Source organism: Nocardia sp. 348MFTsu5.1 (assembly GCF_000383535.1).
Classification (GTDB): domain Bacteria; phylum Actinomycetota; class Actinomycetes; order Mycobacteriales; family Mycobacteriaceae; genus Williamsia; species Williamsia faeni.
Map to the genome: position 1 here is coordinate 86,339 of NZ_KB911524.1, position 25,405 is coordinate 111,743.

The 25,405-nt window shown below is 64.3% G+C and carries 29 protein-coding genes; 12 read left to right on the top strand and 17 right to left on the bottom strand.

The genetic code is table 11. The features are described from left to right. Positions 1–116: 116 nt before the first annotated feature. The 9 genes from H290_RS0123755 to H290_RS0123795 all read right to left on the bottom strand — a co-directional run bounded on the left by H290_RS0123755 (position 117) and on the right by H290_RS0123795 (position 5,560). The gene (locus H290_RS0123755; RefSeq protein ID WP_020109349.1) at positions 117–401 is read right to left on the bottom strand and encodes a WXG100 family type VII secretion target; all 285 of its coding nucleotides are present in this window, start codon (positions 399–401) and stop codon (positions 117–119) included. Between the two features lie 14 nt (positions 402–415). Next, on the bottom strand, positions 416–775 hold the full coding sequence (locus H290_RS29590; protein WP_020109350.1) for a WXG100 family type VII secretion target: 360 nt from the start codon (positions 773–775) through the stop codon (positions 416–418). A gap of 118 nt (positions 776–893) precedes the next feature. Then, positions 894–1,721: an ESX secretion-associated protein EspG gene (locus H290_RS0123765; RefSeq protein ID WP_028463624.1), complete on the bottom strand. Its 828-nt coding sequence runs from the start codon at positions 1,719–1,721 to the stop codon at positions 894–896. Positions 1,722–1,726: 5 nt separating this feature from the next. After that, on the bottom strand, positions 1,727–2,764 hold the full coding sequence (locus tag H290_RS29595) for a PPE domain-containing protein (RefSeq protein WP_020109352.1): 1,038 nt from the start codon (positions 2,762–2,764) through the stop codon (positions 1,727–1,729). A gap of 14 nt (positions 2,765–2,778) precedes the next feature. Further along, positions 2,779–3,084, bottom strand: coding sequence for a PE family protein (locus H290_RS0123775; RefSeq protein WP_028463625.1), 306 nt, complete (start codon positions 3,082–3,084; stop codon positions 2,779–2,781). A gap of 19 nt (positions 3,085–3,103) precedes the next feature. After that, positions 3,104–4,444, bottom strand: coding sequence for a hypothetical protein (locus tag H290_RS31310; protein WP_020109354.1), 1,341 nt, complete (start codon positions 4,442–4,444; stop codon positions 3,104–3,106). 27 nt (positions 4,445–4,471) lie between these two features. Beyond that, positions 4,472–4,789 carry a hypothetical protein gene (locus H290_RS0123785; RefSeq protein ID WP_020109355.1) on the bottom strand — a complete coding sequence of 106 codons (318 nt, stop codon included), beginning with the start codon at positions 4,787–4,789 and terminating at the stop codon, positions 4,472–4,474. Between the two features lie 94 nt (positions 4,790–4,883). Next, positions 4,884–5,252, bottom strand: coding sequence for a YbaB/EbfC family nucleoid-associated protein (locus H290_RS29600; RefSeq protein ID WP_020109356.1), 369 nt, complete (start codon positions 5,250–5,252; stop codon positions 4,884–4,886). Beyond that, entirely contained in the window at positions 5,249–5,560 is a 312-nt protein-coding gene (locus tag H290_RS0123795) for a hypothetical protein (RefSeq protein ID WP_020109357.1), read from the bottom strand. The genes H290_RS29600 and H290_RS0123795 overlap by 4 nt, the downstream gene beginning before the upstream one ends. Before the next feature lie 236 nt (positions 5,561–5,796). Between H290_RS0123795 and H290_RS0123800 the strand changes: the two genes are divergently transcribed. The 6 genes from H290_RS0123800 (at position 5,797) to H290_RS0123825 (ending at position 12,349) form a co-directional block, all read left to right on the top strand. Then, the gene (locus H290_RS0123800; RefSeq protein ID WP_020109358.1) at positions 5,797–7,239 is read left to right on the top strand and encodes a MinD/ParA family protein; all 1,443 of its coding nucleotides are present in this window, start codon (positions 5,797–5,799) and stop codon (positions 7,237–7,239) included. Between the two features lie 27 nt (positions 7,240–7,266). Then, entirely contained in the window at positions 7,267–7,776 is a 510-nt protein-coding gene (locus H290_RS0123805; RefSeq protein WP_231373821.1) for a TM2 domain-containing protein, read from the top strand. A gap of 66 nt (positions 7,777–7,842) precedes the next feature. Then, on the top strand, positions 7,843–8,184 hold the full coding sequence (locus H290_RS0123810) for a hypothetical protein (protein ID WP_155977008.1): 342 nt from the start codon (positions 7,843–7,845) through the stop codon (positions 8,182–8,184). Positions 8,185–8,190: 6 nt separating this feature from the next. Further along, the gene (locus H290_RS0123815) at positions 8,191–10,602 is read left to right on the top strand and encodes a hypothetical protein (RefSeq protein ID WP_020109361.1); all 2,412 of its coding nucleotides are present in this window, start codon (positions 8,191–8,193) and stop codon (positions 10,600–10,602) included. A gap of 1 nt (position 10,603) precedes the next feature. Then, positions 10,604–11,470: a hypothetical protein gene (locus H290_RS0123820; protein WP_036520045.1), complete on the top strand. Its 867-nt coding sequence runs from the start codon at positions 10,604–10,606 to the stop codon at positions 11,468–11,470. A 6-nt stretch (positions 11,471–11,476) separates the two neighbouring features. Next, entirely contained in the window at positions 11,477–12,349 is an 873-nt protein-coding gene (locus H290_RS0123825; protein WP_020109363.1) for a hypothetical protein, read from the top strand. A 110-nt stretch (positions 12,350–12,459) separates the two neighbouring features. Here the strand turns inward: H290_RS0123825 and truA are convergent, their stop codons facing one another. The 8 genes from truA to infA form a co-directional block, all read right to left on the bottom strand. Further along, entirely contained in the window at positions 12,460–13,290 is an 831-nt protein-coding gene (truA, locus tag H290_RS0123830; RefSeq protein WP_020109364.1) for a tRNA pseudouridine(38-40) synthase TruA, read from the bottom strand. 112 nt (positions 13,291–13,402) lie between these two features. Further along, entirely contained in the window at positions 13,403–13,966 is a 564-nt protein-coding gene (rplQ, locus tag H290_RS0123835; RefSeq protein WP_020109365.1) for a 50S ribosomal protein L17, read from the bottom strand. 53 nt (positions 13,967–14,019) lie between these two features. Further along, positions 14,020–15,075, bottom strand: coding sequence for a DNA-directed RNA polymerase subunit alpha (locus H290_RS0123840; RefSeq protein ID WP_020109366.1), 1,056 nt, complete (start codon positions 15,073–15,075; stop codon positions 14,020–14,022). Positions 15,076–15,165: 90 nt separating this feature from the next. Beyond that, complete coding sequence (gene rpsD, locus H290_RS0123845) at positions 15,166–15,771, bottom strand: 30S ribosomal protein S4 (protein ID WP_020109367.1); 606 nt, start codon at positions 15,769–15,771, stop codon at positions 15,166–15,168. 23 nt (positions 15,772–15,794) lie between these two features. Further along, the gene (gene rpsK, locus H290_RS0123850) at positions 15,795–16,202 is read right to left on the bottom strand and encodes a 30S ribosomal protein S11 (protein WP_020109368.1); all 408 of its coding nucleotides are present in this window, start codon (positions 16,200–16,202) and stop codon (positions 15,795–15,797) included. Between the two features lie 3 nt (positions 16,203–16,205). After that, positions 16,206–16,574, bottom strand: coding sequence for a 30S ribosomal protein S13 (gene rpsM, locus H290_RS0123855; protein ID WP_020109369.1), 369 nt, complete (start codon positions 16,572–16,574; stop codon positions 16,206–16,208). 182 nt (positions 16,575–16,756) lie between these two features. Then, positions 16,757–16,870 (bottom strand): 50S ribosomal protein L36, encoded by a 114-nt coding sequence (rpmJ, locus tag H290_RS0123860; protein WP_024332746.1) that lies wholly within the window; start codon positions 16,868–16,870, stop codon positions 16,757–16,759. Positions 16,871–17,004: 134 nt separating this feature from the next. Then, entirely contained in the window at positions 17,005–17,223 is a 219-nt protein-coding gene (gene infA / locus H290_RS0123865) for a translation initiation factor IF-1 (protein ID WP_020109371.1), read from the bottom strand. Positions 17,224–17,556: 333 nt separating this feature from the next. Between infA and H290_RS0123870 the strand changes: the two genes are divergently transcribed. The 6 genes from H290_RS0123870 (at position 17,557) to H290_RS0123895 (ending at position 25,371) form a co-directional block, all read left to right on the top strand. After that, the gene (locus H290_RS0123870) at positions 17,557–17,910 is read left to right on the top strand and encodes an L-rhamnose mutarotase (RefSeq protein ID WP_020109372.1); all 354 of its coding nucleotides are present in this window, start codon (positions 17,557–17,559) and stop codon (positions 17,908–17,910) included. A 90-nt stretch (positions 17,911–18,000) separates the two neighbouring features. Then, positions 18,001–19,377 carry an MFS transporter gene (locus H290_RS0123875; protein WP_020109373.1) on the top strand — a complete coding sequence of 459 codons (1,377 nt, stop codon included), beginning with the start codon at positions 18,001–18,003 and terminating at the stop codon, positions 19,375–19,377. A gap of 1 nt (position 19,378) precedes the next feature. Then, positions 19,379–20,548: an L-rhamnose isomerase gene (rhaI, locus tag H290_RS0123880; RefSeq protein WP_020109374.1), complete on the top strand. Its 1,170-nt coding sequence runs from the start codon at positions 19,379–19,381 to the stop codon at positions 20,546–20,548. Between the two features lie 64 nt (positions 20,549–20,612). Beyond that, on the top strand, positions 20,613–22,649 hold the full coding sequence (locus H290_RS0123885) for a bifunctional rhamnulose-1-phosphate aldolase/short-chain dehydrogenase (protein WP_020109375.1): 2,037 nt from the start codon (positions 20,613–20,615) through the stop codon (positions 22,647–22,649). Further along, positions 22,646–24,127: a rhamnulokinase family protein gene (locus H290_RS0123890; protein WP_020109376.1), complete on the top strand. Its 1,482-nt coding sequence runs from the start codon at positions 22,646–22,648 to the stop codon at positions 24,125–24,127. Before H290_RS0123885 ends, H290_RS0123890 begins: the two co-directional genes overlap by 4 nt. Further along, the gene (locus H290_RS0123895) at positions 24,124–25,371 is read left to right on the top strand and encodes an alpha-hydroxy acid oxidase (protein ID WP_020109377.1); all 1,248 of its coding nucleotides are present in this window, start codon (positions 24,124–24,126) and stop codon (positions 25,369–25,371) included. The genes H290_RS0123890 and H290_RS0123895 overlap by 4 nt, the downstream gene beginning before the upstream one ends. Positions 25,372–25,405 lie beyond the last annotated feature (34 nt).

Here is a 25,405-nt window from a genome sequence, read left to right on the forward strand (position 1 = left end):
GATGCCGCTGAACATACCGCCCGGCGAGCGGTCGCGACCCTTCAACACCCCCGGACACCGAAACCCGCCGGTGCGTCGTCCGGCGGGTTTCGGGTCTGGTGATCGCGGTCGGCGATCTATGTGAAGTAGCCGGCCGTCCGCTTGTCGGCACCCTGCATCGTCGTGCCTGCGTCACGCACCTTTGTCGACAGGTTCGTCAGCAGCTGACGGGAGTCGGAAAAGCTTGTATCCCAACGCTGCTGCGCGACACCGTAGGCTTCGGCCGCTTGCGGGGACTCCCAATTGGAGTGCAGTCGGGCGACTTCGGACTTGAGCGTCCCGGCCAGTTCTTCGAGCTGCTTGAAGTCGGAATCGAGCTGCGTCGACAATTCGTCGATCGCGGCAAAGTTGTACTTGATCATGGAGACGTGCCTTTCTAGACGTTGGTGACGGACGGACCGAGGTTGAGGCCCGATCCCCCACCGATGACGGAGTTGATGGTTCCCGCGAGATCTGAATCCTCGTTCTCGTAGCCGTTGAACCCACTCTCCAGCGATGCCTTCAGACTGTCGAGAGCCGTCTTGAGCTCAGTCCCTTCGGCCTGCCATGCCGCCGCCGCATCCTGAAATGCCTTGCCGGCGGTGCCCTGCCACATCGCTTGCGCGTCTTCGGCATTCTTGTTCAACCGCTGGAGCACAACACCCATGTCCTCGATGAGCTGTCCGACCGATTTGGTCGTGATCAACGCGTCTGGGACGTCGAGTTTCAACCCACTGTTACCGCCGTCGGCAGCCATAGTGATACCCCTTCATTGTGATTGCCGCGGAAATCGATCGAAATCCGCGGATTCATTCGAATCTGCTCCGGCACCACTCCGGCTGATCACCGGGTGGGCCCCCCTCCGGTTGGCCGAATCACGGCAACCACCTCCGCGCCGGCAACGTCTCCATCAGGAGCGAAACCGCCTGGGAGATCCGATAGCCGGTACCCGGCGACAATGTCGACCAGATCTGGCCATCGGGAGACATACTTGGGCCGGCCACAATCCGGCCCCGGGCGGTGTCATAGACAGCCACCGCACCGGCCGATCGGCGCATCCTCCCGGCCGCGCACTCGATCGCAACGATTTCCGTGTGCCCACGACAGGTATCGAACGCAACCGCATAGCCGGCGGCGTCGGCGGCCGCAACACCCATGGCGTGCAGGGCATCGGAGTAGTCGGCTGCGGACTGCGCGGAATCGAGCCGTCGCTGCAGTTCGTCGGCACTCACGCTGACCGGTGACACCTGCGCCGCATCGGATGGGTCGAGTAACCGTGCAACCAATTGGCCCACGTCCGCATCAGTGCCGATCGGAATATCCCGGAACAACAGACCCGACTCTGTACTGGACGCCAGGACGTGGTGATCACCGCGCCGCGCAAGACAAATTCGCCGGATCGAAGTGTCGTGGTGACAACGGATTTCAAGGAGAACGTCGGGTCGGGAGAGGATCGCCAACGCCTCGGCCAGTGCCTCGGTGACACTCACCCCGACGACAGGATCGGGGTCGTCGGTCAGCAATCCGGCGGCATACAGGTTCGATGCCGCGACCGCCCAGGCCTTCTCACGCTCGTAGACGAACTCGTGCCGCGGCCCGACCGCCAGCACCGAAGGCCACGTCTGTAGGTCGAGAATCCTTGCCAGATAGTCGATCTGGTCCTGCGTGAGATCGAACTCGCATGCAACCGGGGTAGCCCACATATCGTTCACCTGTTCTGGTCCGTCGCGCCGAGTACGGCCGGCACCGATGTGGCGGACGGTAGATCGAGGATTCCGCTGCGATAACGCGGATCCGGATGGTCACCGAGATCGACCGCGACTGCGATCGGCGCATGGTGGGAGCTGCCGTCGTCGGCAGCCCCCGAGCGGGCGGTCGGATCGATACCCGCTCCGACCTGCACGGGGCCTCGCCGCGCGACGGTATCCCCACCCTGACCGGGAGCACCCATCATGGGTGCCATCGGGGTCGCGGGCACCGCCGGCCGCGGATTGGTCGACGCCGGCGCCGGTTGCGTCGTCGCGGGCGTGGCCGACGATCCCGCCAGAATCGTTGTGGCATAGCGGGTTTGTCGGCGAGGTGCGGACGCCGGCGCGTATCCGCCCGTACCACCGGGCACCGGGCCCACCGTTGGCTCCGGTCGGGTGGGTACTACCCGGGTGGCGTCGCGAATCGCCTGCTCGGCCGCGAGCGCCCCAGACGACACGATCTCGGCCGGATGCGGTACCGCCCAGGCCCGCGCCACCGGTTCAGTGGCCGCCTCGTAGGTCTCCATAACCCGTGCGGCACGGTGCTTCTGGTCGAGTGCCGCGCGCTCGGCATCGGCGGCCACACCACCGATGGGCGCACCGGTTGCGGCGCCGACCGTGATGGCCATGCGGTGGATGTCTTCTGTGATCTGCAGTTCAGGCAGTCCCGGCATGCTGATCCGCGCCACCGTGGTCGCGGCCGCTTGCGCACCGGCCCGTCCCGCACTGTCGGCCGCGGCTGCCGCGGCATCGGAAAACCAGCCGGCAAACGAGGCCAGCTTGCCGAAAGCCTCGTCACTGGAAGCGGACTCCCAGGCGATACCGCGTTTCGCGAGGATCCGAACGTAGTCGACACCGACGTCCGCAAGCAGGGCCGACAACTGCGCCCAGCCGAGTGCGGCAGCAATCAGCGGACCGTCGCCGGCCCCGGCACCCAGATCGGTTGCCAACTGCTTGGTTGGTCTGGCGCCCCACACCACGTTCGTGAATCCTGTCATGATCGTGTCCCGGCTCAGAGCCGGAATGTCCCCTCGATGTCGGCCTCGACCGCGCCGAAATCACGCGCTTGCGCGCGCAGTACCGCAGCAATCTTCCGCAGTTCGTGCACGCCGGCGGCCGCGCTGTCGGTGAACGTCTCGGCGACGCCTCCAAAAGTGACGGCGGCGGTGGTCGACACCTCATCGCGTCCGGCCGCCTGCACGACCAGCGACGGTCGGTGCAGAGCCACACCCTGTTCGAGCTCGTCGGCAAGCCGGTCGAGATCACTTGCCGCTCGCAACAATTCGCCCGAGTCGACGTTCAACTCACCTGTGGACATCGATTCCCCCATGTTCGTGTCAGGCTTCTTGGTTCTGGTCGGTCTGATTGCGGGCCGTTGGCCCCAACCGCAGACGAATGTCCGGTGTCGGTGTGGCTTCCGGTGCCTGGGGTTCACCCAGGACCGCCGGAGCGACCGCAGGCATCTCGCCGATGATCCTGGTGCCGTTGAGTTCCGTGACGAGATAATCCGCGGCTTCGTGCTGATCATCAGACGCGCCGGCACCCCGTCCGGCTCCCATCCCACCACCACCCATCGGTGTCATCGGTCCGGTCAGTCCGGCGGGGACCGCGGCGTTCTGGTTCCTGTTTGCCGTCCCACCTCCGGATTCCGGGGCAGATCCGCCGAGCAGCCCGGGGGTTGTTCGCGCACTCAGCGGATTGGGCCCGGAACCGCCACCGCCGCCACCGCCTCCACCACCGCCGCCTCCGCCCCCACGGCCGGCGGACATCGCACCACCGAATGCTGACGGAACGGTCTTGGTGCCGGCATCGATGGTCTCGCTGTCGTACGCCGACTTCAGTTGGGCCTGATGCGATTTCATCAGATCGGTCGCGGCCTTCGACGACATCGTGCCGAGTTGGCCCACACCGGTCAGCATCGGTTTGCCCACCGAGTCGAGCACCGTACTGGCAATCGAGAACGGCGATGCTCCCGCTGCGGGCGCCCCGGTCACCGGCACCGGTTGGCCCGTCGCAACCATGTGTGTCGTCGGTGCCAGCAACTGGGCTCGGGTGGAGGCAACCACCGCGGTCGCCTCGGCCAGGCCGTCGGCGGCCGCGGCGAGAGCGATCGCCTGTCCGGGAGGGGTCACCAGGATCGGCGCCGAAGCGCTGATGATGGCAACCGTTTTCGCGATGATCCCCTGAACCAGCCCGAGGCCGACACCCACGATCGCGGCGGCCCCCTGGGTGTCGGCCGACATGGTTGTGCCCTGCGTGGACAACGCGGCTGTATCGGCGCCCGCCTGAACACCTTTGGCGGTGGCGGCGGTGGCGGACTGCCCCGTCCACACCTGATCGAGGACCTTCAGCGCACCGGAACCCATTGACATCGACATGTCCAGGATCTGCGAGAGCGCCTCGAAGATGGCAGTGGGGTCGAAGTCGCCGGCACCGAGATTGCCCGTCCCGAAGCCGCCCACCAGATCCGTCAGCGGTTTGAGCAGGAGATCGAGATCGAGCGGCGGCAGCGGCGGCAGATCTGGCAACGGAGGCAGCCCGGGTAGCTCGGGGAGGCCCGGTAGGCCAAGGTCTTTCAGGACCTGACTGACCGGGGTGTCGAGGATCGGCCCGAGTGGGCTCGAATCGATCAGTTGCCGGATCGTCGGATCAAGCGGTGGTGCCGCGGAAATCGGCATCGTCGGTAGGCTCACGTGCGCCCAGGCCTACAGTGCTGCCTGTACGGCGGCAAAACCTCGACCGCTGCCGTCATCGGCCTCGGTGAGCTGCGCCGCCGTGGCGATCGCGGCTGCTGCCGAACCCGCGTGGACCGCGGCCAGTTGGCCGACACCCAGCAGATGACTGGCTTGCGCCTGCGCGAACGCCAGCAGGAACTCCTGCCCGATCAATCCGAAAACCGGCACCATCTCCGCGATGTTCGCAGCTGCGTTGATCGAACCCGCGCCGGCTACGGCTGCCGACATCAGCGCAGCCGTGTCCGCGTACGCCTCAATTGCCGCCGGTACCGCTGTGACCTCAGACATCTGTCCCCCGTTTGCTCGAAAAATCGGTGTGTACTGCCCCAAAACCTTTGGTTGCCTCGCAACCACTCCCACCCACAGTTCAGCGATAGGACGCCTACTGAGCCGAGCCGGTTCCCTCCCACGTCTGCGGACCGGTCGACATCGAAGCCGGCCGACTGTTCACCAGGTCGGCAAATGATTCGTTGAACTCCTCGAGAATCTCGGCCCGTCGCGCAAAAGCCCGCCCGGCCGCAACCCCGGCGGTCGAGACGATCAGGTCGCCGAGCGGCCCCGCGCCGAGTTGCGGCGCGGAGGGCGCGAACCACAATCCGGTCAACTCACCGATTCCGTTGACCTCGGCAGTGACATGGTCTCCGGGCGAGGTCTCCCGTGCCGCGATCGCGGTCAGCCGCTCATTGACCTCATGCAATCGATCGAGTTGTGCCCGCGCTCTTGCCTCGAGTTCATCCATCGCCGAACTCATACCGACCTCATCCAGCTACCCGGCGCGCCCGCTGAGGAGTCGTCCTCGTATTCGGCCCTGGCGAGATCGTCGGGCCGGGGAAGGTTCATCCGGTCGATGATGTCGGCGCCGACCCCGGCGGCACGCAACTCCTCACGGCGTGCGACCCCGGCGCGCATCGCGGCCTGCCGGCACAGCCGCAGCACTTCGCCGGCGAGTATCGCCGGATCCTTGTGTAATTCGGCAGGTTCGATCCGTACCGATGTCGGCAGACCCTGTTCTGTCGTGACGACAGACAGGCCCCCCGTCCGCGATGTAGCGGCAGCCATAGTTCCCCCTCAAGAACTCCCCTGGCGACAGATAGTACCCACATCGATTCGAAAAGCGGTGTTCGGCACAGACTCGAGCTGCAATTCACCCGACCACGGGTCGTCGCCGTGGTCTATCATCGCCGTTATCCAGGGGTGGCGGGGGGATGCGACATGCGGGAACACCTGGGGTGATCCACCGTCGCCAAGACTTGAATCAACGTGCAAGACGAAGTGCAACAACGGGGGGCTGTTCTGTGAGCTACAACAATGCCGATGTGCCGGCGGCACCGCCGTGGCTTCAGACCGCGGCCGACATCGACGTCGCGGCGTTCGAGCGCGCCCACCAGTCATCACCGGCGCCTCGCGCCCACCAGTCATCACCGGCGCCTGAGGTTCCCGCAACTCCGCCCGCACCCGAGCTCGCCGCTGTGCCCGAAGTGGTCAGGGCACCTGAGCCGCCGTCCGCTCCCCCGCTCCCACCGCCCACCGAGCAGTTCTGGCAGCCGGCGGCCAACGTTTTCGCGCCTCCGCCGCCGCAGCAAACACCGGCAGCCCCGGGTTACCCGGCCGACCCGAATCATTACGGCAACCACAACCCGTACGCCGAAAGCCCAGCAGCCCAAGGTAATCCGGGCACCGTATTTCCACCTCAGGGAAATCCGGCACCGGGCAATCCACCGCCGGGATTCTTTCCCGGACAACCGATGCACCCCCATCAGCACTACGCGCCCGGGCAACCACAGGCGCCTGCACCGACAAGCCTCGATGAGGTGGCATTGCTCCGCAAGGCCCGTCGGGCCCCGGCCAGCGGATGGCGGCGTACCGTGCACAAACTGTCAGCCGGAACAATCAATCCCGGCGAGTCACCGGACGATCTGGTCTACAAGCAACTACTCGAACGGGTGAATCAACCGGTCCGCGGCGACTACCGGATCGCGGTTCTATCGCTCAAGGGCGGCGTCGGAAAGACCACGACCACAGTTGGTTTGGGCTCCACGTTCGCATCATTGCGCGGTGATCGGGTCATCGCGGTCGATGCGAATCCCGATCTGGGCACCCTCGCCCAGCGCATCCCGCAACAGACCCGATCCACCGTTCGCGACCTGCTCGCCGACGAGTCGATCTACCGCTATTCCGATGTCCGGGCGCACACCTCCCAGGCGCCGAGCCGACTGGAAATACTTGCATCCGAACGTGATCCGGCCAAAGCCGAGGCGTTCAGCGAAGCCGACTACCGCGGTGTGATGACGGTTCTGCAGCGCTTCTACAACATCATCATCACCGATTGCGGTACCGGACTGAGCCATTCGGCGATGAACGGTGTGCTCGACATGGCCAACGCGCTGATCCTGGTGACCTCCCCCGCGATCGACGGGGCTCGTAGCGCCGGAGCAACTCTCGATTGGCTGCAGGCCCACGGATTCGGGCATCTGGTTTCGGGAGCCGTAGTGGTTCTCAGTTCGTCGCGGCCCGGCGCATCGACCATCGACACCGATCAGCTCAGTGCACACTTCCTGACCAGGTGCCGTGCCGTGCAACAGATTCCCTTCGACGATCATCTCGCCGAAGGTGCCGAGGTCGACCTCGATCTCCTGACCAAGAGCACCCGCCGCGCCCTCGTCGAGATGGCTGCCACCGTGGCCGACGACTTCCCGGCCACCACGATGCGTCGAGGCGACCCGTACTACACATCCTGATCACCGGACCCACCAAACAAGGACACCGTGACCTATCCCGACCCGTATAACGGTCCGCAACAGCCGGATTGGCGCAATTCTGCGCAGGCTTTTCCAGAGTTTCCGGCGACGCCGGGTTACCCGGACCCCAATGTGCCACCAGGGGCCGCATATCCACCCGCTGCCGCATATCCGGTCATGCCTTACGGCCAACCGGTATACGGCGCACCGGTCTACGGTGTACCCGGCTTCGGTTTTGATCCGGCAGCGCCCTACGGTCGCGACCCGTACAGCGGAGAACCACTGTCGGACAAGTCGAAGATCTCTGCCGGCATGCTGCAACTGTTCCTCGGTGGATTCGGCGCGGGCCGCTTCTACCTCGGACACAACGGAATTGCGATTGCGCAGCTGATCACGCTCATCCTCGGATGGTTGCTGGCGATCATCGTGATCGGCTATCTCGTTCTACTCGGTCTGAGCATCTGGGTGTTCATCGACGCGATCATGATGTTCACCGGCGGTGTCCGGGACTCACGGGGATTCAAACTCCGGAATTGACCTGACCGGCGGCACGGCAATCAGTCGCCCTGGGGCGGACGACTTGAACGAACTACAGGGGGACGCTTGACCACTTTCGGAATGGAACCCGACGATGTCGCGGGTGCGGCCACACAGGTCTCGGGAACTGCCGATCGCATCAGAGCAGGGCATTTCGAGTATCAATTCAGTACTCTGAGTGGCGCGTTCACCGGGGCGGCCAACCCGATGACGGATGTCGCGGCAGGCGGTGACAACCGCGTACAACAGTCGATCACCAACGCCGCGGGGGCCGTCACTGCATTTTCCGAACTTGTCACCAGTGCGAAAGGCACGTCCGAAGGACTGGACGACGACAACGCCGCATACATCCGGAACGCGACGCCCTACCCGTCAGTTCTTCCCGTCGATCCAGACAATGAGCGCTGACCAACGGTGACACCGACCTACGACCAGGTGAGCACCTGGAAGCCACACAACCTGTCCATCGTTGCCACCGCGGTCCGCGAACTTCAGGACACCTTGTCGCGCGAGGCACCGAATGCCGGGAACCCCGTCTTGAACCTCACGTCCACGCAATGGCAGGGGCTCAGTCGAACCGCATCGGATGAACGCGCCGAATCCATCACCCGGTGGCTGCGGAACGCCGCTGATATCAGCGGAGATCTTGCGACGACGTTGGAGGATTCGGCCGCCGATATCCGAGGAGCCATGGATGCCTTGGGTAACGGCCGCGAGGCAGCCGCGCTCCAGGGTTATCTACTACGCACCGGGGACTCGAATTACAACGTGAGCTTCTCCGAAGACAACGCTCCCGAGGGGAACGAATACGACGCGCAGGCGGCCCATGAGTGGCAGGGCTATCTGCTCGGCCTCGGGCAGGCAGCCGATACGGCGGTGACCAACGCGAACACTGCAATCGGGGCTGCGCTCGACAATCTCGCCGGCGTCGCGCCGGCGTCGATCGCGCAGAACAGCACCACCATCGATCCCACACGGGCCGCCGCCGATGCCGAAGCGATTCTCGACGGAACCTCAACACCCGAGCAGCGCGCACGATTCATTCAGGCCACCCGCTTGACCCCCGAGCAGCTGGCCAAACTCGAGGCCGGCGAACGGATCGAAATACCGCCGAACCAACTCGAGTACATCCGTCTTGCCACCGGCATGATCGATGTCGGCAACGGCCAGGTCAGCGGAATAGGGGCGTTCGAGAAATTCGGTACACGTCCAGGTGAAGAACCCTTGCGGTCGTCCCTCGCGAACGGTCTCCAGATCCTGTCGAATGAAAAGGTCCATGCCGGTGACACACAGGGCGGATATGGCGCTCTTCCCCAGTCCATCAAGGATGTGATCGTGGCGGGTGGCTCGCCTCTGGGTGCGTCGCTCACCGACTCCCAACGTGTCACGTTGCAGCGCGCCGGCGTCCTCGGTAATTTGTTGAACACCGGCGATCCCCGCTATCAGGCAGGAACCGAGATCGACCGCGGTCTTGGCGAACTCGCCCTGAACTACACCGATTTCCAGGCAACCCATGAACAGCAGCTCTACGGCAGCGGTCTGAATCCGAACGACTTCGGATCGCTGCAGGACGTACTCGAGACGGTCGGGCAGGACAAGCAATGGGTACATGCGGCCTTCACCGGGTCGGGCGGCGCTGACGTCATCCACGATCTGATGACGGTTCAGTTCACCGACGACGGCAAAGCGGCCGGTGAGTTCTGGAGGATCAGCGAAGACAGCGCCCGCTTCACCGATTGGGGCACGCCCAGCGACGCCAGAACGGCAGATCAGCGCGCCGACTCCGCCACCTCCGAACGTTCGGGGGAAATTCTCGATGCGATGTTGCGCTATGCCGGTAGCCCGGAGGGATACAGCAGCCTGATGGACATTCCTGGCGTCGCCGACAATCAATCTGTCGGACAGTTGAACCCGGAAGCCTTGCGCATCCTTGCCGAAACGCTCAAGCCTTACGCCGCGGAACTCGGTGACCAGCAGGATTCGTCTCTCGTCGGTTTCAATGACGCCGATCCAGGAATGGGCGATTCGTATCGGAATCTCCTGCACCAGCGCGAGAACGATTTCGAAGGCGGTTCGCGCATCTTTGCTCTACTTGGTACCGATGAGGTCGCGGCGAAGAACTTCTATGGCGCGGTCTATGACCAGATTGCCGAAGAGTCTGTGGCCTACGCGAAGAATCCCGATGACGGCGATGCCGCCGACCGACTCGCATTGATGGCGCATCTGCGGGGTCTGTCCGATGAGGGCCTGCTGTATGCGGCGCAGGATGCAGCCGGCGACGACTACGAAGCGGCACAGAAGGCATACGAGATGAAGAGCAACATCCTTGACGACTTCGTCAGCATCAGCGATCTGGTAACGGACAAGGCCCCGGGATCGAGCATTCTCCTCGATCTCGTCGAAAACGATCTCAGGAATTCACTGCTCGGCCCTTCGCCGGACAGTAAAGATTTTGACGCAGAGAATTACAAGGCGCACCTCGGTCAGTCTGGCGCGACGGGCGATGCCGTGAACGACCTACGCGCAGCGATCGTCACCGCCACCGACGGCGATATCCGGTCGGTTATGGACCCAGATTGGGTCAAGCACCACGAAGGCTGGTTCAACTCGGACGGCACCCTCCGGACGCGACAAGAGATCGTTGACTACCAAGACGACAATGGCGCACGTCCTTACAACGCGGGTGCGTTCGACAGGGGCGCCCGAACCATTCTGGATCAGATCGCACAGACCAAGAACAGCAACCCCGGTTACCTCAACGACGACTATCTTGACGTGTGGGCCACATCGGAAGAACTGGACTCAAAATGGGATCTGCCGCACTGAAATGAGAGACCGAAATCGCCCGCTGACGAAGATAACCTTGGCATTCGCCGCCGCCACGGCCTTGGTCCTGACCGGTTGCAGCACTGCCAACACACCAGCCCCCACCAGCACCCAACCGACGCCCGACGTGCCGTACACCACCGTCTGGTCCGCCGCGGACGGAATCAATCTGAACGCTCGTCCCGCCGAACTCATCCGCGCCACAGTCGAATCCGGCGAAATGAGCGGCTGGACCGGGGTCGACTACTCTTTCCCCGGCTTCGCAGACGCCATCGCCAACGCCACCGACTACAACGGCTACTGGGGCAACACCACCCAACCCCCCAGCCCCGACAACCTGGTTAGTCTTGACTGGAGGCTGTTCGCCCGGCACATCACAACCCTGAGTGCCACCGACAGCCACGTCACCGCCCGCGTCTGCACCCTTCACCTCCCCCTCGTAGACCAGGACGTCGTCCTCAAATCCACCGGATACACGAGCAGCTTCGGGTCGGTCACCCAGCCGTACACCGTCGACGTCACTCTCACGAAACCCGCCAGCACCACCCCTGGCACCAGCGGCCAACCCGACCGCGCCCCCGACATCCACAACCCCCGCGCCCTCGACGTCCCCGACTGGAACGTCTTCTCTCCCTGGACGATCAGCTCCATCACACTCCTCGAAGGCGTCAACGATTACTACGGCACAGAGCCCGAATGCATGGCCTGGTGGCGGCAGAAATACCCCGGCTGGGACGGCACCTCACTGACCTTCGGACCACCCGCCCCCATCACCACCGACACCGGGTTCTTCGAAGCACTCATGATCACCCGGCCCGGACCACCCAACTACCCCGAATGGTTGGGTCCCAAAGGCGCCGACGCCTGAAACCCGATGACACCACACAAATACCCCACCGCCCGCACTGTCCTAGCGGCCACCGCGGCCACGGCCCTGATCATGGTTCTGACCAGCTGCATCAGCACCAACACGCCAGCACCGCCCAGCACCCAACCGACGCCCGACGTGCAGTACACCACCATCTGGTCCGCCGCCGACGGCATCAACCTGAACACCCGCCCCGCCGAACTGATCCGCGCCACAGTCGAATCCGGCGAAATGAGCGCCTGGGCCGGCGTCGACCATTCCTTCCCCGGCTTTGCCGACGCCATCGCCAACGCCACCGACTACAACGGCGACTGGGGCGACACCACCCAACCACCCAAACCCGACAACCTGAAAACTCGTGACTGGAGACTGTTCGCCCGACACATCACAAACCTGAACGCCACCGATAACCACGTCACCGCCCGTGTTTGCAATCTCCACCTCCCCCTCCTCGACGAGGACTTCGTCGTCACACCCAAGGCTGAACTCGACAGCTTCCGGTCGGTCACCCGACCAATTACCTTTGACGTCACCCTTACCAAACCCACCGACACCACCTCCGGCACCAGTAGCCAACCCGACACCAAACCTGACACGCGCAATCCGAGCGCCCTCGACACGCCCAACTGGAACGTCTTCTCCCCCTGGACGATCAGCTCCATCACAGTCCTCGAAACCGTCAATAACTACTACGGCGACGAACCCGAATGCATGGCCTGGTGGCGTCAGAAGTTCCCCGGCTGGGACGGCACCTCACTGACCTTCGGACCACCCACCCCCATCACCACCGACACCGGGTTCTTCGAAGCACTCATGATCACCCGGCCCGGACCACCCAACTACCCCGAATGGTTGGGTCCCAAAGGCGCCGACGCCTGAAACCGAAACCGATCCGGAATGGACCTCGCCGCAGATGATGTGGTGTTCTGGCGAACAAACGCCCAGCTCGCGACCGCCAAAACGGCACATCATCGGGGTGTGGGAGCCCGTCAGTCGCCGCAGCAGCCGGAGGGTTCGATCGCGGCCCGGGTTTCGCGGGTGATCGCATTACGTTGCGCCAGTGCACTATCCACCGGGTAGTCGACACCGATCAGGGTCAGTCCACATGCCGGGGCCACCGGGATCTCACTGGATCGCGAGCGTTGCTGTAGCAGCCCGGCGCACCACGCGACCGAACGGCGACCTTCGGCGACAGTTGCGACGGCTCCGACGAGTGATCGAACCATCGACCAGCAGAACGCATCTGCGCTCACCATGGCCACCAGAACGCCGTGATCGTCCCGCATCCAGGTGAACTGCTGCAGGTCGCGGACCGTGGTCGCACCATCGCGCCTCTTGCAGAATGCCGCAAAGTCGTTGAGGCCGAGCAAGGTGGCGGCCGCTTCGTCGAGAAGGTCGGCGTTCAGTGGTCGGTTCCAGGCCGCGGTGGTGCGGGCGACAACCGGTTCGGCGCCCCACGGGTCGTCGGTCAATCGGTATTCGTAGTGGCGGCGCAGGGCAGAGAAGCGCGCATCGAACTCCGCAGGCGCTTCTTCGATGTCCTTGACCCGGACATCAATGGGGAGCATCTTGGCAAGCCGCCGAACGAGTTTGGCCGGATCCCCGTCGATCGACCGGGTCTGCAAAGCAAGCTCGGGCACGTCGAAGTGTGCCACCTGACCGGTGGCGTGCACGCCGGCGTCGGTGCGCCCGGCGACGGTGAGCGTCACCGGTTCTCGCAGGACGGTGCCGAGGGTTTCTTCCAGAACGCCACACACAGTTCGCTGGCCGGGCTGACGCGCCCACCCCGCGAAGTCGGTTCCGTCATAACCGATCTGCATCCGTAGCCGGACAACAGGTCCCTCGAAATGACGAGACCCGCCACCGGAAATTCCGGTGGCGGGCTCAGATACTCCCCCGAAGGGGCCTGAAGTCACCGACTCGTTCAGTCGACTACTTCTCGTCAGCCTTGGCGTCAGCAGCGGTGGCAGCGGTCGACTCGTCGTCGACGGCTTCGGCCACAGCATCTGCGTTCTCGACCTCGGCATCGGTGGCGTCGGCTTCAACAGCCTCGACCACGTTCTCCTCGGTTGCGGCTTCTTCAGACTTCTTCTTCGATGCCGCTGCGCGGGTGGCGCGATCGGCTTCCGAGGAAGCGGTCTTGTCCCGGACCAGTTCGATCACTGCCATGGGGGCGTTGTCGCCCTTCCGCGGCAGGGTCTTGATGATGCGGGTGTAGCCGCCGTCACGGTCCGCGTAGAACGGGCCGATCTCGGCGAACAGGGCATGCACGATGTCCTTGTTGCGGATGACTTTCAGCACCTCACGGCGATGCGCGAGGTTACCGGCCTTGGCATGCGTGATGAGCTTTTCCGCGTACGGACGCAGACGCTTCGCCTTGGTCTCGGTGGTGGTGATCCGGCCGTGCTCGAAGAGCGAGGTGGCGAGGTTCGCCAGCATCGCTTTCTGGTGCGAAGCCGACCCGCCGAGGCGGGTACCCTTTGTGGGCTTGGGCATTTCGAACTCCTAGGGTTCGCTCTCGACCTCTCGGCCGTGAGCTGGGGGTCTTGTTAAAGCTGTTCGGTTTCCGCGAAATCTTCGCCGGCATCGGCGTCGGAGAAGGAGGTGTCATCGGTCCAGGTGCCGGTGGCAACGTCGTATCCGGCCACCTGGGACGGATCGAAGCTTGCCGGGCTGTCCTTGAGTGCCAGGCCGAGTGCGTGCAGCTTGACCTTGACCTCGTCGATGGACTTCTGACCGAAGTTGCGGATGTCCAGCAGATCCGATTCGGTCCGGGCCACCAGCTCGCCGACGGTGTGAACTCCCTCGCGCTTGAGGCAGTTGTACGACCGGACGGTGAGTTCGAGGTCCTCGATCGGGAGGCTGAACGACGCGATGTGATCGGCCTCGGCGGGCGAGGGTCCGATCTCCACACCTTCTGCTTCGATGTTGAGTTCACGGGCCAGACCGAACAGCTCTACGAGGGTCTTACCGGCCGAGGCCAGCGCATCCCGCGCGGAGATCGAGTTCTTGGTTTCCACATCGAGAACGAGCCGATCGAAGTCGGTGCGCTGCTCGACGCGGGTGGCCTCCACCTTGTACGTGACCTTGAGAACCGGCGAGTAGATCGAGTCGACCGGGATACGGCCGATCTCGGCGCCGGACGCCTTGTTCTGGACGGCGGGGACATAGCCGCGACCGCGCTCGACAACGAGCTCGATCTCCAACTTGCCCTTGTCGTTCAGGGTGGCGATATGCAGATCCGGGTTGTGCACGGTGACGCCGGCCGGCGGCACGATGTCGGCACCGGTGACAGCACCGGGGCCCTGCTTGCGCACGTACATCGTGACCGGCTCGTCCTCTTCGGAGCTCACGACGAGGCCCTTGAGGTTCAGGATGATGTCGGTGACATCTTCCTTGACCCCGGGGACGGTGGTGAACTCGTGCAGGACTCCGTCGATCCGGATGCTGGTGACAGCGGCTCCGGGGATCGACGACAGCAGGGTGCGGCGCAGCGAGTTGCCGAGCGTGTACCCGAAACCTGGCTCGAGGGGCTCGATGACGAACTTCGAGCGGTCTCCCGAGATGATCTCTTCGGACAGTGTGGGTCGCTGTGAAATCAGCATTGAATCTTCTTCTCCTCTTGGACGCCCGCTATATGACGACCGGTTAGATGCCGAAAGTGCTGCCGGACATACGGATCCGACAACCGGCGATTACTTCGAGTAGAACTCGACGATGAGCTGTTCCGACAAAGGCACGTCGATCTGTGCGCGCTCGGGCTCCGAGTGCACCAGGATGCGCAGCGTGTTCGGCACGACCTGCAGCCAACCCGGGACCGGACGATCGCCCTGGATCTCCTTGGCGATCTGGAACGGCACGGTCTGCATCGACTTCGGCCGGACATCGATGATGTCGTAGCGCGAGACGCGGTAGCTGGGCACGTCGACCTTGACACCGTTGACGGTCAGGTGGCCATGGCTGACCATCTGACGCGCCTGGCGGCGGGTACGAGCGAGTCCGGCGCGGTAGACGACGTTGTCGAGACGGGTCTCGAGCAGACGCAGCAGCTCGTCACCGGTCTTGCCGTTGCGACGGTTGGCCTCTGCGTAGTAAAGGCGGAACTGCTTTTCCATGACGCCGTAGGTGAAGCGAGCCTTCTGCTTCTCCTGCAGCTGGAGCAGGTATTCGCTCTCCTTGATCCGCGCGCGACCATGCTGGCCGGGCGGGTAGGGGCGACGCTCGAACGCCTGGTCTCCGCCGACGAGGTCGACGCGCAGACGGCGAGATTTGCGGGTTGCGGGTCCGGTATAACGAGCCATTTTTTAAAGTCCTCTTCTTCCGACTAGACCCGGCGCCGCTTGGGCGGGCGGCAGCCGTTGTGCGGCTGCGGGGTGACATCGGAAATGGTGCCGACCTCGAGGCCTGCGGCCTGGAGTGATCGGATAGCGGTCTCACGACCCGAACCCGGGCCCTTCACGAAGACGTCGACCTTCTTGACGCCGTGTTCCTGTGCCTTGCGGGCAGCGTTCTCGGCAGCGAGCTGCGCAGCGAACGGGGTGCTCTTACGAGAACCCTTGAAGCCGACATGGCCGGACGAAGCCCAGGCGATGACGTTTCCGGCAGGATCGGAAATGGAGACGATGGTGTTGTTGAACGTGCTCTTGATGTGCGCGCTGCCGTGCGGGACGTTCTTCTTCTCGCGACGACGAGTGCCCTTCTTGGGGCCGGCGCTACGTGACTTAGGAGGCATGGATTACTTCTTCTTCCCGGCGATGGTCTTCTTCGGGCCCTTACGGGTCCGAGCGTTGGTCTTGGTGCGCTGACCACGAACGGGCAGGCCACGACGGTGACGCAGACCCTGGTAGCAGCCGATTTCGATCTTGCGACGAATGTCGGCCTGCACCTCGCGACGCAGATCACCTTCGACCTTGACCGAGGATTCGAGGTATTCACGAAGCTTCGAAACGTCTTCGTCGGTGAGGTCCTTGGCCCGCAGGTCGGCGCTCAGGCCGGTAGCGGCAAGGATCTCTTTGGAGGTGGTACGACCAACTCCGTAGATGTACGTGAGTGCGATCTCAAGGCGCTTTTCGCGCGGAAGATCAACACCAGCAACACGTGCCATGTGGTGTTTCCTTTGGTTCTCGGAGGTCTGCTCCCAATCCGTCCCCGACTCTTGCAGGGCCCCGGCCTCCGTGCCGGGGGTAGGCGGACTCGCGTATGAGTCCGCTGGTGTTGAGAGGTCATCTTTTGTTGCCTGTATTCAGTTGTGGTCGCTCTTTACAAGCGATCAGGTCGAAGTGCTGATCAGCCCTGGCGCTGCTTGTGACGCAGGTTCTCGCAGATCACCATGACGCGGCCGTTACGCCGGATCACTTTGCACTTCTCGCAGATCGGCTTGACGCTCGGATTAACCTTCACGTCACTCTCTCCTTTGCCTGTGACCACCGCCGCGAACGGTCGGTACTCACGGATCTACTTCAAAGCACAGGGACAGCCAGAAGCTGTCCCCAGCTGGGTTTCCTACCCGGAGGGATCCGGGAAGTCTGTGGGTCTTACTTGTATCGGTAAACGATGCGGCCGCGAGTCAGGTCGTAGGGCGAAAGCTCCACGACCACGCGGTCTTCCGGCAGGATCCGGATGTAGTGCTGCCGCATCTTGCCGCTGATGTGGGCGAGTACCTTGTGGCCGTTCTCCAGCTCAATGCGGAACATCGCATTGGGCAGGGGTTCGACAACGCGGCCCTCCACCTCGATGGCGCCTTCTTTGGCCATAGCCTCCACGATTCTGGTGTGTTGACCACACCTGAACTGTTGTGTTCGATTACCGTCATGACACGCACGTGATCCGGGCTCTTCGAGTGGCAGCCGGCAGGCGAATCGAGCAAGCTCTGCGGATCTGGGCACAAAAACAATCCGGCGCGCGTGCGCACCGTTGATCAACATTACGCTGCCGCGCAGCTCAGGACAAATAAGCGCATTCCTCGGTGGACCCCGACTCCCCCAGCGATCACGATTTTGGTCTTGACGCAATCCGATAGTTCAGTTTATGGTGATCCCACTCACAAATTGAAACGTTTCAAATTGCCGATCAAGACAGGCCCACTCATGCACAACGACGAACCGCCAACAGGCACCCCACGTCAGCGGGTGTGTTTCACCATGAACGTGCGGCCCGACCGCATCGACGACTACCTGGCCGCCCACGAGCACGTGTGGCCGGACATGCTCGACGCACTTCGCGAGACCGGCTGGTCCAACTACTCGCTGTTCATGCAGCCCGGCACCGGACTGGTGGTCGGCTACGTGGAAACCGACAACTTCGACCGTGCGCACGAACTGATGGCACAGACCGCGGTGAACTCCCGCTGGCAGGCATCCATGGCGCAGTACTTCGCCGATCCCACGGCCGGACCTGACACGACCATGAGCCGACTCGACCACTACTTCCATCTCGCCTGACCCCGCACTCATCTCCGCCGAGCCCGACCCAGCATTCATCTCCACCCCGCCCGACCCACTACCCTTCGTCCACACCCCAAAGGAGCGCCCATGAAACTCGGGGCCAAGAACACCACCGGTTGGAAGGCAACGATCTCCGTTGCCATGTCCAACTACATCGAGGCCGGATCGATCATCGCGATCGCCACCAGCCTCGGTTTCTGGCAAGACGAGTTCGGCATCAGCAACTTTGCCGTCGGCTTGCTGGCCGCCTTGAGCGCCAACGCCTTCGGCGCCGCAGTCGGTGCCGCTGTGGGCGGCCCGCTGTGTGACCGCTACGGACGCAAGGCGATCTACACGTACGACCTGATGGTCTACATGGCCGGCGTGCTGATCGCAGCCTTTGCCTTCAACTTCGGGATGTTGCTGATCGCCTTTGTGGTCACCGGCCTCGCGGTCGGCGCAGGTGTCCCGGCATCGTGGACCTACATCGCCGAGCAGGCCCCATCGGGAGCGCGGGCCAGACACGTCGGTACCGCCCAGCTCGCCTGGTCAATCGGACCGCTGGTCGGGTTCGCACTGGCTGCCGCCCTCGCCCCGCTCGGGCTCCTCGGTTCACGGCTGATCTTCTTGCACCTGTTCGTGGTCGCCGCGGTGGTCTGGTGGATCCGTCAGGGTCTGACCGAATCCAAGATCTGGACCGAAGAGGGTCGCGATTCCGCGACCACCGAAACCAAGGGTGCTCCTGCTCAGGTCTCGGCCGCGGGTGGTGAAGGTCTGCGTGGCCTGTTCTCCAAGAAGGTGAACATCACCGCGTTGCTGGTGCTGATCGGTATCTACGGTTTCTGGAACACCGTTGCCGGCCAGGCGGGCATCTTCATGCCGCGGGTCTACGAGACCGCAGGTGTCGACAGTGCTGTCCAGCAGGACCTGCTGCAGGTCCTGGTGTGGGGCATGACCGTTCTCGCGACGTACTTCGTCTTCATGCGACTCGCCGACCACATGTCCCAGCGACTGCTGTTCGCACTCGGCGCCATCCCCGGAATCTTCGCCTGGGCCGTACTCGTCATGTTCACCGACGGCGGTATGCCGACACTGCTCATCTTCGCGATCTGCTGGGGTATCTCGAGTGGTGTCGGAGCACAGGCCTTCTACAGCCTGTGGGCCAGCGAATTGTTCGCCACCCCGTACCGGGCCAGCGCGCAGGGCTTCATGTTCTTCGTGGTCCGCTCCGCAACCGGCGCGCTGAGCTACTTCTTCCCCACCCTGCTCGCCGCAACCGGGCTGGCCTGGGTCGGACTCATCCTGATCAGCTGCTTGACGATCTCGCTGATCATCGGTGTCGTCTGGGCCCCGAACACCCGTGGCAAGGAGCTCAAGGACATCGAAATCGAGCGCTACGGGCAGCCCATCAGCCCCGAACTCACCGGCGCATCAACCCTCGCAAACACCCCCGCCTATTCAGTCGGCACCGCTGGGAGCAACTGACATGAAAAACTTTGACACCGCTGAGATTGAAACGTTTCATAACCTGGCCATCGAGCTGCCTTCCTGGGCTTTCGGCAACTCCGGCACCCGCTTCAAGGTCTTCGGAACGCCCGGAACCCCGCGCACCATCGAAGAGAAGATCTCCGATGCCGCGACCGTGCACCGGTTCACCGGACTCGCGCCCACCGTCGCACTGCACATCCCGTGGGATCTCGTCGACGACTTCGGTGCGCTGCGCCGCTACGCCGCCGATCAGGGTGTCGGCCTGGGCACGATCAACTCCAACACCTTCCAGGACGACGACTACAAGTTCGGCAGCCTGACCCACACCGACAAGAACGTCCGGCAGAAGGCCATCGATCATCACCTCGCCTGCATCGAGGTCATGAACGCGACCGGATCGCGTGACCTGAAGATCTGGCTCGCCGACGGCACCAATTACCCCGGGCAGGGCGACATCCGCGGCCGCCAGGACCGCCTCGCCGAATCGCTGTCGACGATCTACCAGCACATCGGCAAAGAGCAGCGGATGGTGCTCGAGTACAAGTTCTTCGAGCCGGCCACCTACATGACCGACGTTCCGGACTGGGGCACGTCGTACGCCCAGGTCAGCGCACTCGGCGAACGGGCCCTGGTCTGTCTCGACACCGGCCACCACGCCCCGGGCACCAACATCGAATTCATCGTCGCGCAGCTGCTCCGCCTCGGAAAGCTGGGTTCATTCGACTTCAACTCGCGCTTCTACGCCGACGACGACCTGATCGTCGGGGCCGCCGATCCGTTCCAGTTGTTCCGCATCATGTTCGAGGTCATCCGCGGCGGCGGCCTCGACACCGGCTCCCCCGTGGCGCTGATGCTCGACCAGTGCCACAACGTCGAGGAGAAGATCCCCGGTCAGCTCCGTTCGGTGCTCAACGTCCAGGAGATGACCGCCCGCGCCTTGCTGGTCGACACCGAGGCGCTGACCGCCGCCCAGGACGCCGGCGATGTACTCGGCGCCAACGGAATCTTCATGGACGCGTTCTACACCGACGTCCGGCCCGAGCTCGCACAGTGGCGCGCCGAGCGCGGACTCCCCGCCGATCCGATGGCCGCGTACGCCGAGTCGGGCTACCGGGAAAAGATCGTGGCCGAGCGCGTCGGAGGCACCCAGTCCTCTTGGGGCGCTTGAGTTCTCACCTATTGACACAGTCAGTTTTTGAACACTTGTTTTCTCGATATCTGTAAGGAATGCAATGACCAACCCCACCGTCAAACAACTCATCGAACGTTCCAACCGGCTCGGCGCCGATCCCAAGAACACGAACTACGCGGGCGGCAACACCTCCGCGAAAGGCGTCGACCGTGATCCCGTCACCGGCCAGGACGTCGATCTGATGTGGGTGAAGGGTTCGGGCGGCGACCTCGGAACCCTCACCGAGAGCGGCCTGGCCGTGCTGCGCCTCGACCGCCTGCGGGCCCTCGTCGACGTGTACCCCGGCCTGGACCACGAGGACGAGATGGTCGCCGCATTCGATTACACGCTGCACGGTCGCGGCGGCGCTGCGCCATCGATCGACACCGCGATGCACGGACTGGTCGACGCGCAGCACGTCGATCACCTGCATCCCGATTCGGGCATCGCACTGGCCACCGCGGCCGACGGCGAGGCGATCACCAAGGCGATCTTCGGCGATCGGGTGATCTGGGTGCCATGGCGCCGTCCCGGTTTCCAGCTCGGCCTCGACATCTCCGAGGTCAAGCGGGCGAACCCGCAGGCCATCGGCACCATCCTCGGCGGACACGGCATCACCGCCTGGGGCGAGACCTCCGAAGAGGCCGAGGCCAATTCCCTCGAGATCATCAAGGCCGCGGAGGACTACCTCGCCGAGAACGGCAAGCCGCAGCCGTTCGGTCCCCCACTCCGCGGATTCGGACCGCTGAACCCGGCCGAGCGCCGCGCCAAGGCCGCCGCACTCGCGCCAACCCTGCGAGGACTGGCATCGACCGACAACGCCCAGGTCGGACATTTCGACGACTCTGATCCGGTTCTCGAATTCCTCACCAGCGCAGAGCATCCCCGACTCGCTTCCCTCGGTACGTCCTGCCCGGACCACTTCCTGCGCACCAAGGTCAAGCCGATGGTGCTCGACCTGCCCGCCGACGCCTCCATCGAGGACTGCATCGCTCGCTTGAAGGACCTGCATACCTCGTACCGGGCCGACTACACCGCGTACTACAACCGGCACGCCACCGAGGATTCCCCCGCGATGCGCGGCGCCGATCCGGCGATCATCCTCATCCCGGGCGTCGGAATGTTCAGCTACGGCAAGAACAAGCAGACCGCACGCGTCGCCGGCGAGTTCTACCTCAACGCGATCAACGTGATGCGCGGCGCCGAGTCCGTCTCGACGTACTACCCCATCGACGAGGTCGAGAAGTTCAACATCGAGTACTGGGCCCTGGAAGAGGCCAAGCTCGCCCGCATGCCCAAGCCCAAGCCGCTCGCCACCCGTATCGCGCTGGTGACCGGTGCGGCCTCCGGCATCGGCAAAGCGATCGCAACCCGTCTCGCCGCCGAGGGCGCTTGCGTGGTCATCGCCGACCTCGACGAGGAGAAGGCCCAGGCCGCCGCGGCAGAGATCGGCTCGTCCGACGTGGCGATCGGCGTCCGCGCCGACGTGACCGACGAAGCGCAGGTGCAGGCGGCGGTCGACGCGTGTGTGCTGGCCTTCGGCGGTATCGACCTGGTGGTCAACAACGCCGGACTGTCGCTGTCGAAGTCGCTGCTGGAAACCAGTGCGGCCGACTGGGATCTGCAGCACAACGTGATGGCCCGTGGTTCGTTCCTGGTGTCGAAGGCGGCCGCCAAGGCCCTCATCGATCAGCAGATGGGCGGCGACATCCTCTACATCTCGTCGAAGAACTCGGTGTTCGCCGGACCGAACAACATCGCGTACTCCGCCACCAAAGCCGATCAGGCACACCAGGTTCGCTTGCTGGCCGCCGAGCTCGGTGAGCACGGGATCAAGGTCAACGGCATCAATCCCGACGGCGTGGTCCGTGGCTCGGGCATCTTCGCCGGCGGCTGGGGCGCCAAGCGCGCCGCGGTCTACGGGGTCCCGGAAGAAGAGCTTGGCGAGTTCTACGCCCAGCGCACCCTGCTCAAGCGGGAAGTGCTGCCGGAGAACATCGCCAACGCTGCGTTCGTGCTCTGCAGCTCGGACATGTCACACACCACCGGACTGCATGTGCCGGTCGATGCCGGTGTCGCCGCGGCATTCCTCCGATGAGTCCGGGTACCCGCACCCGGAAGCTGGCAGCGGTCGATCTCGGCGCCACCAGCGGCCGGGTGATGCTGGCCGAGGTCGGCCCGGATCTGCTCCGGATCCGGGAGGTGACCCGTTTCGCCAATGGTCCACTCCCGATCTGGAACGGCAACCGGACCGCACTGCACTGGGATGTCCCCGGGCTGTTCGCGCACATCCGCGAAGGACTTGCGGCGGCCGGACGCGACGCCGGCGACCTGGCAGCGATCGGTGTCGATTCCTGGGCGGTCGACTACGGACTGCTCCGTGACGGCCGTCTTCTGGGACTGCCGTACCACTACCGCGACGACCGTAACAACGACGGCGTCTCGGCGGTTCACAGTGCCATCGACCCGGCAGATCTATACGCCCGCAACGGTTTGCAGTTCCTGCCGTTCAACACCGTGTATCAGCTGATGGCCGAGAAGCAGGCCGGCACGCTTGACCTGGCGGATCAGGCACTTCTGGTTCCCGACCTGATCGGGTACTGGCTGACCGGCGAGATGGCCACAGAACGCACCAACGCCTCGACCACCGGGCTGCTCGGTGCCGACGGTCGGTGGGACGACGAACTCCAGCGCATCCTCGGACTGCCCACCGGTCTGTTCCCCGGATTGATCGAACCCGGATCGCAGCTCGGCACGCTGCTGCCGGACCTCGCGTCCGGACTCGGTCTCTCGTCGTCCGTGTCGGTCAATGCCGTCGCGTCCCACGACACCGCTTCAGCGGTGGTCGCCGTGCCCATGCGGCCGGGGTCGTCCGCGTACATCTCGTGCGGCACCTGGGGCCTGGTCGGGGTCGAGTTGACCTCGCGGGTCACCGATCCGGCCGCGCGGGTCGCCAACTTCACCAACGAGGTCGGAGCCGACGGTCGGATCCGGTTCCTGCGGAACGTGATGGGCCTGTGGCTGCTGAGCGAGTCGGTCCGGCAATGGGAACGCGCCGGCGCCACCATCGATCTGGCCGAACTGCTCGAGCAGGCCGCCGCCGCAACGCCGCCTGCCGAACTCTTCGACACCGACGACCCCGAGTTCCTGTCGCCCGGCGACATGCCGGGCCGGATCGCCCACTGGTACGCCGCTCGCGGTCTGCCGGCGCCCGGCGGACCGGCGCAGATGGTGCGGGCGATCCTCGAGAGCCTCGCCGGCGCCTTCGCCCGGCGGGTGCACGAGGCGGCGTCGTTGTCCGGCACAGCGGTCGAGACCGTCCACCTCGTCGGCGGCGGTGCCCGCAACCGGCTGCTGTGCCAGCTCACCGCCGACCGGCTCGGCATGCCGGTGCTCGCCGGACCCGTCGAAGCCACCGCGATCGGTAATGTCCTGGTCACCGCCCGCGCCCAAAACCTGATCGCCGACGACCTCGAGAGCGCACGAGCGATGGTCGCCGCAACCTTCCCACCAGAGCGCTACGAGCCTCGTACGACGGCTTCGGATCGCACCGATTTTGTAGGGGTATCACGATGAAACGGCAGTTCCCCAAGGTCCACGACCTGGCGCCACTGATGAAGTTCAAGAAGCCCGAGATCAATGGCAAGAAACGGCGCCTCGATTCGGCACTGACCATCGAAGACCTCCGGAAAATCGCCAAACGGCGCACACCGCGCCCTGCCTTCGACTACACCGACGGTTCGGCCGAGGCCGAGATCTCGATCAGCCGGGCCCGCGAGGCGTTCACCGACATCCAGTTCAACCCGGCGATCCTGCGCGACGTCTCCACGGTGAACACCGGGTGGGACGTCCTCGGAGCCCCGGTGGCGTTGCCATTCGGTATCGCGCCCACCGGCTTCACCCGAATGATGCAGACCGAAGGTGAGATCGCCGGCGCCCACGCCGCGGCGAAGGCCGGTATCCCCTTCTCCCTGTCGACGATGGGCACCGCGTCCATCGAGGACGTGAAGGCCGCCAACCCGAATGGCCGCAACTGGTTTCAGCTCTACATGTGGAAAGAGCGCGAGCGTTCGATGGCGCTGGTCGATCGCGCGGCCGCCGCGGGATACGACACCCTGCTGGTGACCGTTGACGTCCCGGTCGCCGGAGCCCGTCTGCGCGACAAGCGCAACGGCATGTCCATCCCGCCGGCACTGACACCGGGCACCGTCATCAACGCGTTGCCGCGACCCCAGTGGTGGATCGACTTCCTCACCACCGAACCGCTGGCATTCGCCTCGCTCGACCGCTGGTCCGGCACGGTGGCAGAACTCCTCGACACCATGTTCGACCCCACGGTCACCTTCGAGGATCTCGCGTGGATCCGCGATCAGTGGCCCGGCAAGATCGTGGTAAAGGGCATCCAGACCGTCGCCGACGCGAAAGCTGTTGTCGATCTGGGTGTCGACGGAATCGTGCTGTCCAATCACGGTGGCCGCCAACTCGATCGGGCCCCGATCCCGTTCCACCTGTTGCCGGAGGTCGCGACAGAGGTCGGCAACGACACCGAGATCGTGCTCGACACCGGCATCATGTCCGGCGCCGACATCGTCGCATCGATCGCACTCGGAGCCCGCTTCACCCTCATCGGCCGGGCCTACCTTTACGGCCTGATGGCCGGTGGCGAGGCCGGCGTGGACCGCGCGATCGAAATCCTTCGAGAACAGGTCGAACGCACCATGCGACTGCTGGGTGTGGTCAGCCTCGAAGAACTGACACCCGCGCATGTCACGCAGCTGACCCGCCTGGCACCGCGGGCACGTACCGCCGAGCGCGTCTGAGCCGGGTTAGCCTGTCCCATGGACCCGTTTTGTC

Bases quoted from the DNA above. Each gene is read 5' to 3' on its own strand.
- H290_RS0123755 (WP_020109349.1), bottom strand. From the start codon at position 401: ATGATCAAGTACAACTTTGCCGCGATCGACGAATTGTCGACGCAGCTC.
- H290_RS29590 (WP_020109350.1), bottom strand. From the start codon at position 775: ATGGCTGCCGACGGCGGTAACAGTGGGTTGAAACTCGACGTCCCAGAC.
- H290_RS0123765 (WP_028463624.1), bottom strand. From the start codon at position 1,721: ATGTGGGCTACCCCGGTTGCATGCGAGTTCGATCTCACGCAGGACCAG.
- H290_RS29595 (WP_020109352.1), bottom strand. From the start codon at position 2,764: ATGACAGGATTCACGAACGTGGTGTGGGGCGCCAGACCAACCAAGCAG.
- H290_RS0123775 (WP_028463625.1), bottom strand. From the start codon at position 3,084: ATGTCCACAGGTGAGTTGAACGTCGACTCGGGCGAATTGTTGCGAGCG.
- H290_RS31310 (WP_020109354.1), bottom strand. From the start codon at position 4,444: ATGCCGATTTCCGCGGCACCACCGCTTGATCCGACGATCCGGCAACTG.
- H290_RS0123785 (WP_020109355.1), bottom strand. From the start codon at position 4,789: ATGTCTGAGGTCACAGCGGTACCGGCGGCAATTGAGGCGTACGCGGAC.
- H290_RS29600 (WP_020109356.1), bottom strand. From the start codon at position 5,252: ATGAGTTCGGCGATGGATGAACTCGAGGCAAGAGCGCGGGCACAACTC.
- H290_RS0123795 (WP_020109357.1), bottom strand. From the start codon at position 5,560: ATGGCTGCCGCTACATCGCGGACGGGGGGCCTGTCTGTCGTCACGACA.
- H290_RS0123820 (WP_036520045.1), top strand. From the start codon at position 10,604: ATGAGAGACCGAAATCGCCCGCTGACGAAGATAACCTTGGCATTCGCC.
- H290_RS0123825 (WP_020109363.1), top strand. From the start codon at position 11,477: ATGACACCACACAAATACCCCACCGCCCGCACTGTCCTAGCGGCCACC.
- truA (WP_020109364.1), bottom strand. From the start codon at position 13,290: ATGCAGATCGGTTATGACGGAACCGACTTCGCGGGGTGGGCGCGTCAG.
- rplQ (WP_020109365.1), bottom strand. From the start codon at position 13,966: ATGCCCAAGCCCACAAAGGGTACCCGCCTCGGCGGGTCGGCTTCGCAC.
- H290_RS0123840 (WP_020109366.1), bottom strand. From the start codon at position 15,075: ATGCTGATTTCACAGCGACCCACACTGTCCGAAGAGATCATCTCGGGA.
- rpsD (WP_020109367.1), bottom strand. From the start codon at position 15,771: ATGGCTCGTTATACCGGACCCGCAACCCGCAAATCTCGCCGTCTGCGC.
- rpsK (WP_020109368.1), bottom strand. From the start codon at position 16,202: ATGCCTCCTAAGTCACGTAGCGCCGGCCCCAAGAAGGGCACTCGTCGT.
- rpsM (WP_020109369.1), bottom strand. From the start codon at position 16,574: ATGGCACGTGTTGCTGGTGTTGATCTTCCGCGCGAAAAGCGCCTTGAG.
- infA (WP_020109371.1), bottom strand. From the start codon at position 17,223: ATGGCCAAAGAAGGCGCCATCGAGGTGGAGGGCCGCGTTGTCGAACCC.
- H290_RS0123870 (WP_020109372.1), top strand. From the start codon at position 17,557: ATGCACAACGACGAACCGCCAACAGGCACCCCACGTCAGCGGGTGTGT.
- H290_RS0123875 (WP_020109373.1), top strand. From the start codon at position 18,001: ATGAAACTCGGGGCCAAGAACACCACCGGTTGGAAGGCAACGATCTCC.
- rhaI (WP_020109374.1), top strand. From the start codon at position 19,379: ATGAAAAACTTTGACACCGCTGAGATTGAAACGTTTCATAACCTGGCC.
- H290_RS0123885 (WP_020109375.1), top strand. From the start codon at position 20,613: ATGACCAACCCCACCGTCAAACAACTCATCGAACGTTCCAACCGGCTC.
- H290_RS0123890 (WP_020109376.1), top strand. From the start codon at position 22,646: ATGAGTCCGGGTACCCGCACCCGGAAGCTGGCAGCGGTCGATCTCGGC.
- H290_RS0123895 (WP_020109377.1), top strand. From the start codon at position 24,124: ATGAAACGGCAGTTCCCCAAGGTCCACGACCTGGCGCCACTGATGAAG.